Source organism: Planktothrix mougeotii LEGE 06226 (assembly GCF_015207485.1).
Classification (GTDB): domain Bacteria; phylum Cyanobacteriota; class Cyanobacteriia; order Cyanobacteriales; family Microcoleaceae; genus Planktothrix.
In genome coordinates, this window is record NZ_JADEWU010000108.1 from 1 (window position 1) to 17140 (window position 17140).

Consider the following 17140-nt stretch of genomic DNA (forward strand, 5'->3'; position numbering starts at 1 on the left):
TTACAAAAAATTTCTTTTGCTCTGTAAATTCATCAAACCACCCAAACTTAAAAAAACCTAAGTCAAAAATCATTAATCCCTCTTGGGGAAGTTGTTCTAGTAGTTGGTCAGTAAAGATTTTATCGTTCGCTTTTGATTCTTCTGTATACCACATCTTCACCGGTCTATATGTCCAGGCTTCTACAATCACCATCATCTTTCCCCCTAATACTGTGTTCCCATTTCTCAGGGCTTTCAACTTTTTAAATAATTCTTCTAATGTGGAACCATCTGCTATCCAAATTCCTCTAAACTTTTCGGCCACCCCAAGCCATTTTTCCGGCACGGCTTTCGGATTTTCTTCTGTTTTTAATTTCTCTATTACCTGTTCAAACACTTCTACAAATAAAGTCGCTGGCAGTGTTCTTAATCTTTTTGATAATGCTTCTATACTGACTTGCATTGGTTCTACCCACAGCATTCCTTCTGCTGAGAGAATTCTCAACAGTTCTCGCAGTCCGGCAATTCTTCTATATACTAACCCGATCACTATTGCCATCATCACTGGTAAATTTAACAGTCGCGAACGCAGTTTCTTTTCGTTGATTCCTCGGCTTTCTTTTAACGGTTTAAAACTTTCGGGTCTCAGCACTCTTAACAGTTCTTTTTCTAAAACTTCTAATTCTGGCCCCGGCATTTGGCTTTGATGCCTTAAGTCGGCGTTTCTCAAAATTTTGCCTGTTGTTTTACTCATCTGATTTTCTTCCCCCTTCAACTAACGCCGAATCAGTGCGATCGCCCCTTTAAACTAACATCTACAGTTGTCACGTCGCCAGGGCGACTACTAATCGCCCTCTTCAACTCCCATTAACCTTGCGATCGCCTCCTATCTTTTCCTTAAGTTGACACCAATGGAGGAGACCTCGCCCCTACGATTTAACTCTAAAAAAATACAATGGGAGATTGGATGTGAGAACTATAACTTTTACACATTTTAACCCTAGATTCGGCAAAACGAAGGGTTAAGGAGAGACGCACTTGACCACTCATATTACAAATAGAACGATGAATTAAATCATCCGTAAAAAAGATAAATTCTCCGGGTTTTAAACAGACAGGTAAGGCGGATTTTTCGATATCAGTTTTAAGTTCAAAAAATGGATTTCCACTAAAGGGATCATTCATTTTAACTGAACATAATGAGTTATATTTTTTAGGTAAATATTGAAATCCATTTCCGGTATTCACTTCCGTTAAAGCAATATAAACATGGAGGGTTTTTCCCGTTTGTGTTAATAATTGAGGATATCGGTCTTGATGCCAAAGGGGAATTAATTGTTGTGCGGGATAATTTGCCCATAATTCAGAACGCCACAGAAACAGAGATTCCCCTAAATAGTCCCGAACTTTTTTGAGTAAATTAGGATTTTTGCAAAGTTCAAAAATAATAGGAGAATCTAAATGGCGTTCCATGTGAAATTCCCGTTTTAATCCTTGAATCAGTAATAATATTAATGAGCCAAAATTTCCGGTTTTGAGAAATTGATAGCTATTAAATAAGATGGGAATGGGAGAACGGGGTAAAACAATCTTGAAAATCTGTTTTTGAATGTCTTTGAGTTCAGTTTCGGTTAAATTTAAAGAATAAGGCCCCCAGATGCCATCTTCAGGGTTATATTGAACGGGAGTTTGTATAATCGGATTAGATAATCCAGTCCAAAATAAACTTTTTTCCCAAAGTTGACTGGCTAAATGATCATTTATGGCAATATCCGTTAAGGGCATCGGTTGAAGATTTCGATTTAAGAATTGACCTTGAACTGAATAATATTCAGGATTAGTCAAAAATTTAATAATATTTTTACTAATTGTTTGAGGAGAATTACCAATTTTTAAAAAACGGCTTAACTGATGCCAAATGGTAATATTAGATTGAACAAAACCCGGATGGAATGTATTGACTCTGACGGAGGTTTCATGCAATTGATGTTGTAGAAGATACCGCATCAAGAGTAATAAACACATTTTAGAATCTGCATATAATTTGAGGAAGTTCAAGGGTGTTTTTTTCACCCATCGTTTCCAATCCAGATTTGTTGACCATAAAGCTAAATCAGAACCAATAAATAATATTTGGCTGGATTCTGAGGATTTGAGTTTATCTAATAATAAATAGGTTAATAAAAAATGTCCTAAATAATTGGTTCCCCAAATTAATTCAAATCCTTCTTGGGTGGTTCCTGATTGATTAAAAATACCTGCATTATTAATTAATAAATTTAAAGGAAGCTGTCGTTTTTCAAAGATATCAACACAGCAACGAATTGAATCTAATGAAGCTAAATCTAACGGTAAAAATTCAACTTTTCCCTGATTTGTGCGGTTTTCAATATAATCAATGGCTTGATAGGCTTTGCGTTCAGAACGACAAGCAATCAAGACATGATATCCTTGTTTAGTGAGTTCTAATGCGGTGCTTAAACCAATTCCAGAACTCCCTCCGGTAATTAAACAGACTGGTGGCTGCATATTAATAAACTCTGGTTAAAAAAATGCCCTTGTAGAGACGCGCCATGGCGCGTCTCTACGGTTATTGGTGCGTTTCTACAGTTATGTTGATGGGGAATTTGACTTAAAAAATTCTATTCCCATTCAATCGTTCCAGGCGGCTTAGAGGTAATATCATAAACCACCCGATTCACGCCGCGAACTTCATTGACAATCCGATTAGAAATCTGTTCTAATAAATCATAGGGAACCCGTGACCAATCCGCCGTCATCCCATCTTCACTACTCACAAATCGCAAAACAATCGGATAAGCATAAGTGCGATGATCTCCCATCACCCCAACGCTTCGCACCGGAAGCAAGACTGCAAAAGCTTGCCAATAATCGTGATAAACCCCTTTTTTATTGATTTCTTCACGCACAATTAAATCCGCATCTCGGAGAATATTTAACTTTTCAGTCGTGACTTCTCCTAATATCCGAATCGCTAAACCAGGGCCAGGAAAAGGATGTCGTCGCACAATTTCTTCGGGTAAACCAATAGAACGCCCCACTTTTCTAACTTCATCTTTAAACAGTTTTCGCAGAGGTTCTACTAATTTAAACCGTAAATCTTTAGGTAATCCTCCGACATTGTGATGGCTTTTAATTTTAACCGCAACCCGTTCTCCGGTTTTGGGATCAACATTAGTATCAGCCGATTCAATCACATCAGGATATAATGTCCCTTGAGCTAAATAATCAAAGGGCCCTAAACGAGTCGATTCTTCTTCAAAAACTCGAATAAATTCTCGACCAATGCGTTTACGTTTTTCTTCAGGGTCAGTGACGCCTTCAAGTTCTTTTAAGAACCGTTCACGGGCGTTTACATATTGAACCGGAATATGGAATTGTTCATGAAATAATTTAACTAATCGTTCGGGTTCTAATTTCCGCATAAACCCTTGGTCGATAAACATACAGGTTAAATTATCGCCAATGGCACGGTGGAGTAAAAAGGCTAAAGTTGAAGAATCAACGCCGCCAGAAAGCGCTAATAATACCCGTTTATCACCGACTCGCGCGCGAATTTCTCGAATGGATTCTTCTACAAAAGCTTCCATTGTCCAAGTCGGTTGACAGCGACAAATATGATAAACAAAATTGCGAATTAAGGCTTGACCCCCAATGGAATGAACCACTTCAGGATGGAATTGGACGCCATATAAATGTCTTTCATGGTCAGCAATGGCGGCGCAGGGGGTATTATCAGTATGGGCTAAAACTTCAAATCCAGGGGGTAATTGTGTGCAGGAGTCAGCGTGACTCATCCACATGGTTGCACCCTGTTCAACATTGGTGAGTAAATCCGTTGGGTCATCAATCTGTAAAGACGCTTTCCCATATTCGGCGCGTTTGGCTCGTTCTACGCCGCCCCCTAGCTGTTTTACCATTAACTGCATTCCATAACAAACCCCTAAAACGGGAATCCCCAACTCCCAGAGTTTGGGATCACATTGGGGTGTTCCTTCATCATAGACAGAATTGGGGCCACCTGAGAGGATAATGCCTTTTGGGTTTAGGGCTGTGAGTTGTTCGGCGGTGGTGCGGTAGGAGATGACTTCAGAATAAACCTCGGTTTCCCGAATGCGGCGGGCAATTAATTCGGAATATTGGGAACCGAAGTCAAGAATGACAATCATTTGTCGGTTCAATTTTTCGCCTGAAGTATTAGTATCTTGGGGTTGAGTTGGGGTTTGAGTCTGGGGAGACATATTGAGTGTAATGTAAGGGATAGAAATTCAAAGGTTAACACTTATAAAATCCCGACCTCCTCTGGTCTTACTGAGAAGCATAATCGAGGAGGTTTTCAAGGACGAATCACATCATTATAGATTTAGAGATCCTGAATTAGCGGTTAGGCGTCAGGATGGACAAATCTTGACAACAGCCTTCAAGAGTGATTCTGATTAGAATAGCAAATTTGTTCTAAAATTGTATCAGCGATTTCACTTCTGATGATAATTTTACGCTTACGGTCGAACATTAGGGAACCTACCTTGACATTTTTTTCGCAGTGGGTGTAAATATAAGCCTGGGATCGGTGATCAATCGCGGTTGCGATCGCTCCATAAACTTGATTGACGTAATTTTCCCCCTGTATTACCTCTAATTCTCGCAGATATTGTAAGGCATCCTCCGCCGTTGTACTGTTAAAAATTTGTTGAAGATTTGCGGTGGGGAGTCCAGCATTGGCACAATAGGCGGTTAATATTTCTAATCGGCCATCGGCTAGATGATGATGGGTGTGGAAAATTCCCCCTGCTAATTTGATTAATTTGCCATGATAACCTAATAATAAAATAGATTGAATTCCAGCTAGGGCGGCGGACACTAACATTGATCCTAACCAATTGGCTGTTTTTACGATTTGTTGAGGGGGAATTCCGATTTTTTGAGCCAAATCTAATCCATTTTCACCAATACAAAAAACTAAACCATCAAATTCTGTCGCTTTTTCTTGTAATTGGGCTTGATAGTGTTCTAATTGTTCAGGAACCGTTAAGGCTTGAGAAATTCCGGTTGTTCCCAATAACGATAAGCCTTCAACAATTCCAAAGGCAGCATTAGAAGTGCGGGTTGCCAATTGTTTCCCTTCAGGTAAAATAAAGGTAATTAAAATTTTTTCGTTGGGTTTAAGTAATTTCTCAAGATTGGCTAATAATAAAAGTTTTGCATACCGATAGATGGCGGTTTGTCCGGTTTTTTCATGATAGCCAATTCCTTCTCCGCCTTGAATAAAAATAGCATCCGAAAGTAAATCTCCTCTAGCTTGAAAAGACAAAGGTAGGGGTAAATGATTCACCCATTCTACCCTGGCCCAAATGGGCGTATTTCGGGTTAAATCTAAATTATCTCCGGGATCAGAACGAGTAATCGCTAAAGCAGAATTTTCAGTTAACATCGCAATGTGTTCAATGGGGATATTAACTGTTTCCGCCGGATCTATTAAATCAATGGAAACTTGCTGAATGAACTGATTTTTTTGTTGTAAATATTGCAATGCAGCTACAGCTGCAGCACAAGCAAAAACAGGAAGTGTATATCCAGAACGGGGTTGATTTATAATCATAATTATAGCTTGATTCCCTATTCCCTATTCCCTATTCCCTATTCGTAATTCGTAATTCGTAATTCGTAATTCGTAATTTGTAATTCCTAATTCCTAATTCCCTGTTCCCTAGTTTCAAAGAATTTGCAGTTGATATCCCATCAAAGCCAAGGCAACAAATCCAGCAATAATCATTAATCCAGAAGGCATGAATTTACGGGTTTTGAATAAACGGGAAATAAAAGTAATGATCAGAAAAACCGACAGAACAATGGAGAAAATTAATCCCCAGGTTAACCCTTGAATCTGAAGAATTCCACCTAAAACCAGTAACAAACCAGTGGTACAACCTGCAAACAGAGAAATTTTACTTTTAGCTTTAGTATAACCAACAATGCCACCGATAATCGCTAATAAGCCGTAAGCGATCGCAGCAATTACCCCTAAACTCATCATAACTCCTGTTCATCCAATCATTACAAAGTTCTTTTATACAACGTTAGGGGCTAACTGGATTAACATTTGTTCTAATTGTATCAAAAGTTAAACTTTAACGTTGTAAAAATTTATATAGAGCTTGTTAATCCTAGAAATCCAGCATCTGGGAAAAAAAGAGTTTCTGAATCAGCCCAATTTTGGTAAAATGTAAGATAAAAATTGTCAACTTGTTCCTATGTCTTCTCTGAATAGTCAAATTATCTCCCAGGTACGCTTTTTACAACGTCAGGCTGCATCTTTATTATTATATCAAGAAGTTTTAAATGATGAAATTGGGCAGGCGTTTTTAAGCCTGTTAGAAGCTTTTCATCACGGTGAATCTAGTATTTTAAATTGTTTAAAAGCCTATGGAATTTGGTTTCAAGTTCAAGCTAAACATCGACAAACTTGGCAAGACTATTTAATTACCCAAATTTTACGCGCTGATAATCCCTTTAGTCAACAAGCGCAGCAAATCTCCTTTAATCAATTATCCCCGTCCTTAATTGAAGCAACCAAACTAGACTTAAAAACATTACAAACCCTCTATCAATGTAATAGTGAAAAATTGAGTCAGTGGTTAAGAAGTATTGCCCAATTATCCGAAAATCCGACAATTTGGCAACCCCAACCCGAACAGTTAGATAGAATTGAAGAATTACCCCTAAAAAATCAGTTTTCAACCTTAGAAAATTGGTCAGATGTCGTAGAAAGTTTAGCTAATCATTATCATAAATTTGGGACAGGTTTATTTGCCAGTGCCTCTGCATTTCGTTGGCAACAGAAACAATTTATTAAAATTTTAAACCCCGATCCTGTCCATTTAAACCAGTTAGTCGGTTATGAAACTCAACGGGATATGCTGTTAAAAAATACAGAAATTTTATTAGCCGGATATCCCGCCTTAAATGTTTTATTATATGGAAGTCGAGGTGCGGGCAAATCTTCTTTAATCAAGGCATTATTACATCAGTATAGGGATCAAAATTTAAAATTAATTGAAGTTGCAAAATCAGATTTAAAAGATTTATCTCTTGTGGTTGAACAGTTGCAAGGTGTACCCCAAAAATTTATTATTTTTGTCGATGATTTATCCTTTGAAGAAGATGACGATGCCTTTAAAGCCTTGAAAGTTGTATTAGAAGGAAATTTAACAGCCCGTCCTCAAAATGTTGTGGTTTATGCAACCTCTAACCGTCGTCATTTAGTCCGAGAATATTTTGAAGATCGACCGTCACCAAAAGATCAGGATGAAGTTCATGTTTGGGATACGGTACAGGAAAAATTATCCTTTAGCGATCGCTTTGGTTTAACCTTAACCTTTGAACCTGCGGATCAAAATACTTATTTGAATATTGTCAAACATTTAGCGGGTCAAGGAGGAATTGAGATCAGTCCTGAAGAGTTGCAGTTTCGAGCCTTACAATGGGCCACTCGTCATAATGGTCGATCTGGGCGGACAGCACGACAATTTATTGACTTTTTAACGGCTGAATTAGCAATTTGGAGAAAATAAATTGGAAAAAATCAGCAGATAGTGTCATCATAAGCGTGGGAAAAATCTGCTTCAACTCCAAATTACTCAGGAGGTTTTAACAATGCCAAGTCCCATTGAACTGAATTCTGCGGAAGCTTTTGCTGCGATCTCATTAATTGCAGTAGCAGCCGATGGTTATATTACCGGAAGTGAGTCCCAAGCGATAACAACAACGTTTTCACGAATGCAGCTTTTCAGTGATTATTCCGGGGAGAAAATGCGAGCCATGATTGATCAACTCCTGAATCAATTACAAGAACAAGGATCGGATGTATTATTAAAAGCAGCCGTGGAAAAATTGCCTAAAGAATTGAGAGAAACGGCTTTTGCTGTTGTTACAGATATTACCTTAGCCGATGGAGAAATTACAGAAGAAGAAGATGCCTTGCTCGATAATCTCTTTAATGTCTTAGAGATTTCTGAAAGCATGGCAAATAACATTATTGATGTTATGTTGATCAAAAATAAAGGATGATACAATTAGAGAAAAAGAAATAGAATTGACTAGGTGGGCATTGCCCACCTCATGGTATTTTTACAAAATTTAACTTTTAAAAATTTAGGTTTGAAATGAGGGGATAAAATGACTTATATCTACAGTCGAATCGTTCGTTTTCAAGATACGGATGCTGCGGGTGTGGTTTATTTTACCAATATTTTGGCGATGTGTCATGAAGCTTATGAAGCCTCTCTAACAACGGCTGAAATTGATATTAAAAATTTTTTTATTAATCCTGATTCTGCCATTCCTGTTGTTCATGCCACAGTTGATTTCCGCTTTCCTTTATATTGTGGAGATCAGATTTGGATTGAGTCAAACCCTGAATTAATTAATGAAACTTCTTTCAAAATTAAATATAAAGTTGTCTTGAAATCTTCTGATCAATTAATTGCTCAAGGATCAACAAAACATATTTGTATTGATCCGAAAACTCGTCAACGCAAACCTTTACCAGCAGAAATTCTTAATTGGTTAGATTTGGGAAAAGCTCGGTTTTTGATGGCGGATTTAGATACAGTTTTAACTTGGAAAGATGGAAATGCTTATTTTTTAAAAGGCAATCAGTATATTAATTATAATTTAGCTCACCACTGTATTGAATCAGGATACCCTAAAAAAATTCAACAGGGAATCGGAGCTAGTTTTCCAGAGTCCTTTCATCACGGAATTGATGCGGGTTTACTCTGGAATAATGGCAAAGCCTTTTTCTTTAAAGAAAATGAATATATTCGCTTTGATTTATATCAAAATCGGGTAGAACCGGGTTATCCTCAAAGATTAAATAGTGGGAATTGGTTAGGATGGCCTAGTCATTTTTATCAGGGAATTGATGCGGCTGTTTTATGGAATAATGGAAAAGCTTATTTTTTTAAAGGGGATGAATATATACAATATGATATTTATAAAGAAATGACAGATCGAGGTTATCCCAAAAAGATTAAAGACGGATTAGGAAAAGAATGGCCTTTGAAATTTACGGAAGGGATTGATGCAGCCGTAACGCTTCATGATCAAAAAGCCTTTTTATTTAAAGAAGATCAATATATTGTCTATGATATTAATCAAGGGTCAATAGAGCCAGGTCATCCTAAAAAAATCAATGAAACTTGGTCAATTTTTTATTGTAAACCTCGTTAAATTTAGGAGTATTTTTTAAGGTTATGGTAACTCGAAGCTATGCAATTATTGGTACAGGTGCAGTCGGAGGATTCTACGGTGCGAAACTGCAAAAAGCGGGTCTGGAAGTTCATTTTCTCCTAAATCGAGATTATGAATTTGTCCGTACACAAGGTTTAAGAATTGACTCTTTAGAGGGGAATTTTACCCTGCCCCAAGTTCAGGCCTATAATGATGTTCATCAAATGCCTCCCTGTGATGTTGTGATTATTACTTTAAAAACGACTCACAATTATTTATTACCTCAATTATTGCCACCCATTGTTAAACCCGATGGAGTTGTTTTACTCTTACAAAATGGACTCAATGTTGAACCTCAAATTGCTGAAATTGTTGGGGAAAAACGAGTGATTGGGGGACTTTGTTTTATTTGTTCTAATAAAGTCGGGCCTGGACATATTCAGCATATTGATTATAGTGCCGTTCATTTAGGAGAATATCAAGATCAATATCAACCCGGCGGAATTTCTGAGCGAATGCAGGAGATTGCAGTCGATTTCCAACGAGCTCAAATCCCGATTGAATTGAGTGAAGATTTAATGTTATCTCGATGGAAAAAATTAGTTTGGAATATTCCTTATAATGGTCTTTCAGTGGTGTTAGATGCCAGAACCGATGAAATCATGGCAAACCCAGAAACTCGTCTTTTAACAGCAGAATTAATGGGAGAAGTCGTTGCAATTGCTTCTGGTTATAATCGCCATCTTCCTAAAAATTATATTGAATTGATGCTTGATCATACGGATAAAATGAAGCCTTATTTAACCAGTATGAAGTTAGATTATGACGCTCATCGCCCTTTAGAACTGGAAGCTATTATTGGAAATCCTTTACAAGCGGCTATTGCTCAGGGTGTTAATGTTCCTAAAATTAAGATGCTCTATCAACAGTTAAAATTTTTAGATACTCGAAATCAAACTATCCTCCGATAGAGGTAGAAATTAGGAAGGGTTCGTTAAATTAGAAAGATAAAATCTAATTTGAAGGACGTTATGAGTTCTAATCGACCTTCCTATACTGTCACGGCAAATCGTTCGACTTGGATAGAACGTTTAGCCCGATTAGGGTATATAACCAAAGGCTTTGTTTATGGATTAATTGGAGTGTTAGCCCTAATGGCTGCCTTTGGTTTGGGCGGACAAACAACAGATACCACTGGAGCCTTACAGACAATTGCAACCCAACCTTTTGGACAATTTCTATTAGTATTAATCACGATTGGGTTAATCGGATATGCCCTATGGCGATGGATTGAATGTATTCAAGATCCTGAACATAAAGGCAGCGATGCCAAAGGAATTTTCAGCCGTTTAGGTTATGCGATAAGCGGATTAATTTATGCGGGATTAGCCTTAACATCGGCTCGTTTAGTCATGGGTGCAGCCACCGGAGGCGGAAATTCTCAACAAGATTGGACAGCGTTTGTACTCGCTCAACCTTGGGGAAATGGGTTAGTTGCCACCCTAGGAGCATTCATTATTGGCTTAGGATTTTATATGTTTTATAAAGCCTATAAAACTAAGTTTACTCAAGAGCTAGATTTAAGGAATTTAGAACCCAAAAAGCAAAACTTATTAATTAATATTTGCCGATTAGGGATTTTTGCGAGAGGGATTGTTTTTGTTATTATTGGCTTTTTCTTGATTCAAGCCGCTCGTTTTACTAATCCCAATGAAGTTAAAGGGATTGATGGAGCTTTACAAACCTTAAGACAACAACCTTTTGGTAAATTCCTATTAACTTTAGTCGCTTTAGGTTTAGTTGCTTACGGAATTTATATGGCGGTAAAAGCCATTTATAAGCGCATTGAAGTGGATTGAACTGAATATCAGATATATAGCAAGTCTAAAGGAATTGTATAAAATGGTCAACTTGATTATTAATACTAAAAATACTTGGATTTGCAGTTCAGGGCGAGGCGTGCCTCGCCCCTACGATCAATTGGGATCAAAACAGTTGTACAATTGATTTAGACTTACTATAGATGCCACTTATTTAGTTAAGGGTTCTTGAGCATTAAATTGTTGGGGATATTTCTCCACAAAATAACTATTCAAGAAAGTATTAACGGCTGATAAAATTACAGGGCCTAAAATAAAGCCCAAGAAACCATACACCTGAAATCCAGGGACTAATACAGAAGCCAACCAGAAACACAAACCATTAACAACAAAGGAAAAAGCACCCAAGCTTAAAAAATTCAGGGGAAGAGATAATGTTGAGATTACAGGCTTAACAAAAGCATTCACCCCACCAATTGCCGCCGCCGCAATTAAAGCCGCCGGAAATGTGGCTAGATTTACCCCAGGAACAACAAGATCAACAATTAATAAACTTAGAGCCGTTGCTACCAAAGTCAATAACGATGCCATCATAAATTTTCCTCAATTTTTTACAAATCTAACAAATTTTACTTTTAACCTTAGTTAAAAACAGTAATGATTGACCTCTATAGATAGATAGATTCGTTATCGTCAATCATTTTCATCCCCCAGACCTGAATCGTCCTTTAGAAAGATGTAAATCTAAGGGTTTAAATTAAAAATAAAAGCATAAGGTAGTTGCTATGGAAACCAATTCTGATGAGATTATTACAAGTTATCTTAGGAATTCTTTTGCCACCTCTTGGGGTTTATTTAACCGTTGGGTTTAGTTCAGCACTGTTATTTAATATTCTGCTTACCCTGTTAGGTTGGCTACCCGGTTCAATTCATGCGGTTTGGGTGATTGCCAAGCACGCCGAAAGACAAGGAGAAGTAGAAAGAACCTACAATACTTAATGGATTTTCTCGAATTTTATCACGGTAATCTCTACATCGTAGGGGCGAGGATACCTCGCCCTTACCGGGAGATTTATCTCCATTTTTTAGGATTAATCATCAGCCATGATGATGAGAGTACAATCCATTTAGACTTGCTATAGTTGTTTATCCTTTGACATGAACGGGTAGCCAAACACTAAAAATAGAACCTTTATTAATTTGACTTTCTACCGTAATCACTCCCCCCAGAATTTGGCATAAACGCTGACTAATAGCTAGTCCTAAACCCGTTCCCCCAAAACGTTTTGTTGTAGAAGCATCCGCTTGAATAAACGGTTTAAAAATCTGTTGTAATTGTTCTTCTGTCATCCCAATTCCGGTATCTCGAACGCGAAACACCAGATATTGAGGAGAGTTAGCAACCAATCCATACATTAACTCATCATCTTCTGAAATAGGAGGTTTTTCCTGAGTGCGTTCAATAATTAAATAAATCGTTCCTTTTTCAGTAAATTTGGAAGCATTGCTCAGTAAGTTTAACAAAATTTGTCGAACTTTTGGCATATCGGCATACATCGTTCCAATATTAGATTTAGCCTTAACTTTCAAAACATTATTATTTTTTTCGGCTAAGGGTTTAGCCGTTGTAATCACATCTTCTACCAATTTATCAACGGGGAAATTTTCTAAATAGAGGGTGACATGACCCGCTTCAATTTTAGAAATATCTAAAATATCACTAATCATATCCCGCAGATGTTTTCCGGCGGTTTGAATTCGTTCTAGGTCAGGTAAAAAGTCTGTATATCCCAAATCTTCAGATTCATCATGAAGCATTTCACTATAGCCAATAATCGCATTTAAAGGGGTTCGTAATTCATGACTCATATTGGCTAAAAAGACACTCTTAGAACGGTTGGCAGCTTCCGCCGCCATTTTAGCTTTTTGTAATTCTTCCGTATACTCAGCAACCCGTTGAATTAAATGATTTAAAGATAACGTTAATGCTCCCAATTCATCGGAACTGGTCACGGGAGCTTGTAAGGCAAAATCCGATTCTTCACTCACTTGCTCTGCGACTTTAATCATTGTTTCCAAAGGAAAGGCAATCATTCGACCAATACCAATGGCTAATAGGATTGCTATTCCCCCAGATATTAATAAAGTAACGATAATAATTTGATTGCTTAAAACACCGATTTTATCATAAGCTTGGATTGCAGTTTCGGCTCGTTTCCGAAATCTATTTTCGAGTTGAGTTGTTTCTGAATAAAGGGGATAAACTTGGGTAATTCCGGTAGTCCGATTCAAATCAATCAAAGATTTTTGAACGGATTGCAAAATTTTAGGATTAAGGTTAGGTCTTTCTGTGATTTGAATGAGTTTTTCAAAGGGGGATGAGTAGTTATTTAAGCGTTCTTTATAGCGTTGAGTTAAGTCTTGTAATAGTTGATAATCTTGTTGAACCTCGTTATCTGTAGTTTCAGGAATATTTTGAAGTTGTTGAAGCTGATTATTCATCACAAAAAGAGTGGAACGCAAGGCAGAAACCCCTCGTTCAACTTTTTCCATATCTTGGTCATTGCTGAGGAATTGGACTAAATTATCTTGATTATGTTTTAACTGTAGAAGACTTTGGCTGAGTCCATCAAGAACCGTTGCTTTCTCTTGATCAATTTGCAATTGGGTTCGCAGAGGTTTTTGAGAAGCGGTTTCCATTAAAAATGCTGTGGTTACGCCAACCAAAACTACCCCAATCACTAATCCATAACCCCAGCCAATTTTTTGCCGAATGCTTAGACGATCAAACATAGGCAAGACAATGCCAGAGGAACGTTTACTTTTTGTTAAGTTATGTTGAGATGAAATTAGAGACATCCGTAAGGTCGCTCTTAGCCAAGAAGGTCTATATTATTTTATGCTAGTTGACATCCACCTTGCTGTTCTACGCCAGGGATTTCCTAAAACAAAATTAACTCAATTGCTTGAGGGATGTTGACGCTTCACGGGATGCCACTCCTTTTAAGATAACCTGATGTTTCCTTGTCGTCCATTTTCTCTAGCTGATTGCCCACCCGGAACGTTACGATTTACCCCAGTATTTTCCAGCGAGTACACCCAACAAACTGGGAGAGTGGGATTTTTGAGCAATATATCCGTATTAACTCGGATGATAGTTTTAAAACAGGGTCATAGAAATTAGAACCTCAATGGATTATTCTTAATATTTCTCCACTCATCTATCCCTTCTCTACAACAAGATAATAGGTCTATAACCCTTGTGGGGAGGCATTTGGTTCCCAGATTTAATGAATTGGATTCAAAAAGGCTTTATACTACATTGATAGTATTTTGTCAACTATTAATAGGACAATTTTAAATCTGACATATACAGAGTGATTTTTTCAAATCTCCGCATTTATACTTAAGCATAGGTATAATTTGTGATACACAGTTTTAATTCAGGGTCAAAAGCGTCATAATAGTGTATCAGTGCATCTCAAATACAAACTAGATCATCAGTTTTCCAGAAATCTAGCTTTTTGTATAAAAAAATTAATTTTTTCTATGAAAGAGCATTGTTTTAATTGTGTATATTTCTGCACAAATCTAGTTTTAAAAGCCTTGCTACTTGTTTGATGATTTTCAAAAGTAGTGATGAATATTTTTGGATTTGCTCCCCAATGCTTTTTAAAGCAAAAACCCATTTTTAAGAGGGATTGATCAGTATAATCTCTAATATTCTGATGAGCAAAAGTTTTTTTTGCGATAGAAATTGCCGTTAGAATAGATTATGATAAATCCCCCAAAAACTGATTGGGTTATCTAAGATACTACTAACTGTATCTGTTATAACCCCATTGATTAAACGTTCTCACAGTGTATCTAAATCTAAGGAAATCAGGATATGTCATCTAATAATAATTTCATCCAAAATTCTCATCAAACTCTTGTTGTTATTGATTCTCAAGTTGAGAATTACGAAACATTACTACAAGGTATTGATCCCAACGCAGAGGTAGTAGTTCTTGACCCAAATCAAGACGGAATTCATCAAATTACTTCCCTTTTATCAAATTTTAAAAATATTGACTCTCTACAAATTATTGCTCATGGAAGTTCAGGAAGTATCCAATTAGGCAATACAATTTTAGATAATCAAACCTTAAATCAATATACTAGACAATTCCAGCAATGGCAAACCCAATTAACTGCCGATGCAGATATTTTATTATATGGATGTAATGTTGCATCTGGAAGTTTAGGACAATCTTTCGTTACAAATTTATCTCAACTCACTCAAACAGATGTAGCCGCCTCCGAGAATTTAACAGGTGCAAGCTATTTAGGAGCAGATTGGAATTTAGAATATGCAACCGGAACTATTGATACCAGTTTAGCCATTCAAACTCAAACGTTATCGAACTATGATGGCGTATTACTGAACACATTAGTCGATGAATCTTTTAAAGACATTGACCTAAACACAACTACGCTGAATTGGCTGTATGGAAATGGTGAGGCTAGTCCAAACTTATCAACGAGTAATCTTCCTTTCTTAACAGCAAGAGCAGACAGAAATCCACAACCTGGTGGGATTCCGGGCGTTCCTACAGGAACAGACCCTGCACTAATTGATAGCGATGGTAATGGTGCGTTAAGACTAACTTCTGTTAAAAATGCTTCCGGTACATCTCTTACCAATCAGCAAGGTTTTATTATTTACAATAACACCATTGATTCTGACAAAGGATTAACAATATTATTTGATTATTATTCTTATGGGGGACAATTTGCTTCAGGGACACCAATTGTACCTTATAGAGCAGATGGATTAAGCTTTTTCTTAATTGATGGCAGCAAGTCTCCAACCAAAGCCGGAGCCTTCGGGGGGTCTTTGGGATATGCCCAGAACCGTAATTTAAACCCAGATGGAACTTCTGCCGGAACACCTACAAACGGTATTGAGGGAGGTTATATTGGCATTGGATTTGATGAGTATGGAAACTTTGCTACACAAGTCAACAACAGTAATAGGACTGTTCGCGTAGGATCATCAAATCCAGATTTAAAAACTCCTGTTCGTGACTCAATTACAATTCGCGGGAAAGAAATTCTTCTTCCTGGAGGGACACAAGATCTGAGCAACTCTTATGACTTTATTGCCACCTATGATGCCTTACCAAATGGTGTTAATGGAATTGATGCTCCTAATGATCTCTATTTTGACGTAAATAATAATCCAGTTACAGTTACAAGAGATACCGTTGGAGTCAAAAGAAAAGTAGGAATTCAACTGTCTAAAGATGGAATATTAAGCCTTTTCTTTGATACCAATTCTAATGGAATTGGAGATGCAGGTGAATATGTTTTCGATGACCTAGATCTTAAAGCTGCCAACGGAGACACATCATTACCTAGTACCTTCAAATTTGGTTTTGCGGCTGCTACAGGTGGGGCTACAAATATTCATGAAATTTCAAACTTAAAAGTATTAACCCTCGGTTCTCCCCCTGTTGTTGATTTGGATTATGACGATATAACAGTTCCAGCAGGCTATGATTACAACACAACTTTTACTGAAGGCGATAGTCCAATTCTCATTGCTAGTTCTAATAATATTGTCCCTACGGTAAGTGATCCTGATGGGGATGATATTATCAGTCTTACTCTCGCAATTTCTAATATATTAGATGGAGTCGAAGAAGTTTTAACGATTGGCGGTACACAGTTTCCCCTGAATGTAACTCAAACAGCAACAGTTACAGTAGGGACTACTAGCTTCACGGTTAAATACGATGATACCACAAAGCAAGTTACAATCACTAAACCCGATAACAGCAATATTCTGACGGCTGACTTACAGACTTTATTACAGAGCATTACCTACGAGAATACTTCACAAAATCCCACTGTTGGCGCTCGGACAATTAGTGTAATTGCTAATGATGGTGTTAATGTTAGTAATACTGCTGTTAGTACAATTACGGTTGCACCCTTTCCCGACCCGCCAATTATTGACCTAGATGGGAGTACACCCGGAAACAACTACAGCACAACCTTCACCGAAAACAGTACAGGAATAGCTATAGCTGATACAGATATTA

13 protein-coding genes and 1 pseudogene are annotated in these 17140 nt (G+C 37.3%); 7 read left to right on the forward strand and 7 right to left on the reverse strand.

Annotated elements, in window-relative coordinates:
- The 5 genes and pseudogenes from IQ236_RS25525 to IQ236_RS25545 form a co-directional block, all read right to left on the reverse strand.
- Positions 1–733, reverse strand: a pseudogene (locus IQ236_RS25525) (IS4 family transposase); the annotation flags it as partial.
- Positions 734–921: 188 nt separating this feature from the next.
- Positions 922–2508 carry an SDR family NAD(P)-dependent oxidoreductase gene (locus IQ236_RS25530; RefSeq protein WP_193871879.1) on the reverse strand — a complete coding sequence of 529 codons (1587 nt, stop codon included), beginning with the start codon at positions 2506–2508 and terminating at the stop codon, positions 922–924.
- A 113-nt stretch (positions 2509–2621) separates the two neighbouring features.
- Positions 2622–4241 carry a glutamine-hydrolyzing GMP synthase gene (guaA, locus tag IQ236_RS25535; RefSeq protein ID WP_193871880.1) on the reverse strand — a complete coding sequence of 540 codons (1620 nt, stop codon included), beginning with the start codon at positions 4239–4241 and terminating at the stop codon, positions 2622–2624.
- A 179-nt stretch (positions 4242–4420) separates the two neighbouring features.
- Positions 4421–5599 (reverse strand): cobalt-precorrin-5B (C(1))-methyltransferase CbiD, encoded by a 1179-nt coding sequence (gene cbiD, locus IQ236_RS25540; RefSeq protein WP_193871881.1) that lies wholly within the window; start codon positions 5597–5599, stop codon positions 4421–4423.
- 114 nt (positions 5600–5713) lie between these two features.
- Positions 5714–6034, reverse strand: coding sequence for a TMEM14 family protein (locus IQ236_RS25545; RefSeq protein WP_407676170.1), 321 nt, complete (start codon positions 6032–6034; stop codon positions 5714–5716).
- 217 nt (positions 6035–6251) lie between these two features.
- Here IQ236_RS25545 and IQ236_RS25550 point away from each other — a divergent pair, with 217 nt between their 5' ends.
- From IQ236_RS25550 to IQ236_RS25570, 5 genes are all read left to right on the forward strand, one after another.
- Positions 6252–7571, forward strand: coding sequence for an ATP-binding protein (locus tag IQ236_RS25550; protein WP_193871882.1), 1320 nt, complete (start codon positions 6252–6254; stop codon positions 7569–7571).
- An 82-nt stretch (positions 7572–7653) separates the two neighbouring features.
- Positions 7654–8067 carry a tellurite resistance TerB family protein gene (locus tag IQ236_RS25555; protein WP_072719495.1) on the forward strand — a complete coding sequence of 138 codons (414 nt, stop codon included), beginning with the start codon at positions 7654–7656 and terminating at the stop codon, positions 8065–8067.
- Between the two features lie 108 nt (positions 8068–8175).
- A complete protein-coding gene (locus IQ236_RS28270; protein WP_193871883.1) occupies positions 8176–9231 on the forward strand; it encodes a hemopexin repeat-containing protein in 1056 nt (351 codons plus the stop codon).
- A gap of 23 nt (positions 9232–9254) precedes the next feature.
- On the forward strand, positions 9255–10202 hold the full coding sequence (locus IQ236_RS25565) for a putative 2-dehydropantoate 2-reductase (RefSeq protein WP_193871884.1): 948 nt from the start codon (positions 9255–9257) through the stop codon (positions 10200–10202).
- Positions 10203–10262: 60 nt separating this feature from the next.
- On the forward strand, positions 10263–11090 hold the full coding sequence (locus IQ236_RS25570; RefSeq protein ID WP_193871885.1) for a DUF1206 domain-containing protein: 828 nt from the start codon (positions 10263–10265) through the stop codon (positions 11088–11090).
- A gap of 171 nt (positions 11091–11261) precedes the next feature.
- Here the strand turns inward: IQ236_RS25570 and IQ236_RS25575 are convergent, their stop codons facing one another.
- On the reverse strand, positions 11262–11645 hold the full coding sequence (locus IQ236_RS25575; RefSeq protein ID WP_190524835.1) for a phage holin family protein: 384 nt from the start codon (positions 11643–11645) through the stop codon (positions 11262–11264).
- A 207-nt stretch (positions 11646–11852) separates the two neighbouring features.
- Between IQ236_RS25575 and IQ236_RS25580 the strand changes: the two genes are divergently transcribed.
- Positions 11853–12050: a YqaE/Pmp3 family membrane protein gene (locus tag IQ236_RS25580; RefSeq protein ID WP_072719500.1), complete on the forward strand. Its 198-nt coding sequence runs from the start codon at positions 11853–11855 to the stop codon at positions 12048–12050.
- A 147-nt stretch (positions 12051–12197) separates the two neighbouring features.
- Here the strand turns inward: IQ236_RS25580 and IQ236_RS25585 are convergent, their stop codons facing one another.
- A complete protein-coding gene (locus IQ236_RS25585; protein ID WP_193871886.1) occupies positions 12198–13910 on the reverse strand; it encodes a sensor histidine kinase in 1713 nt (570 codons plus the stop codon).
- A gap of 1030 nt (positions 13911–14940) precedes the next feature.
- Between IQ236_RS25585 and IQ236_RS25590 the strand changes: the two genes are divergently transcribed.
- A partial coding sequence (locus IQ236_RS25590; protein ID WP_193871887.1) for a DUF4347 domain-containing protein occupies positions 14941–17140 on the forward strand: 2200 nt, incomplete at its 3' end.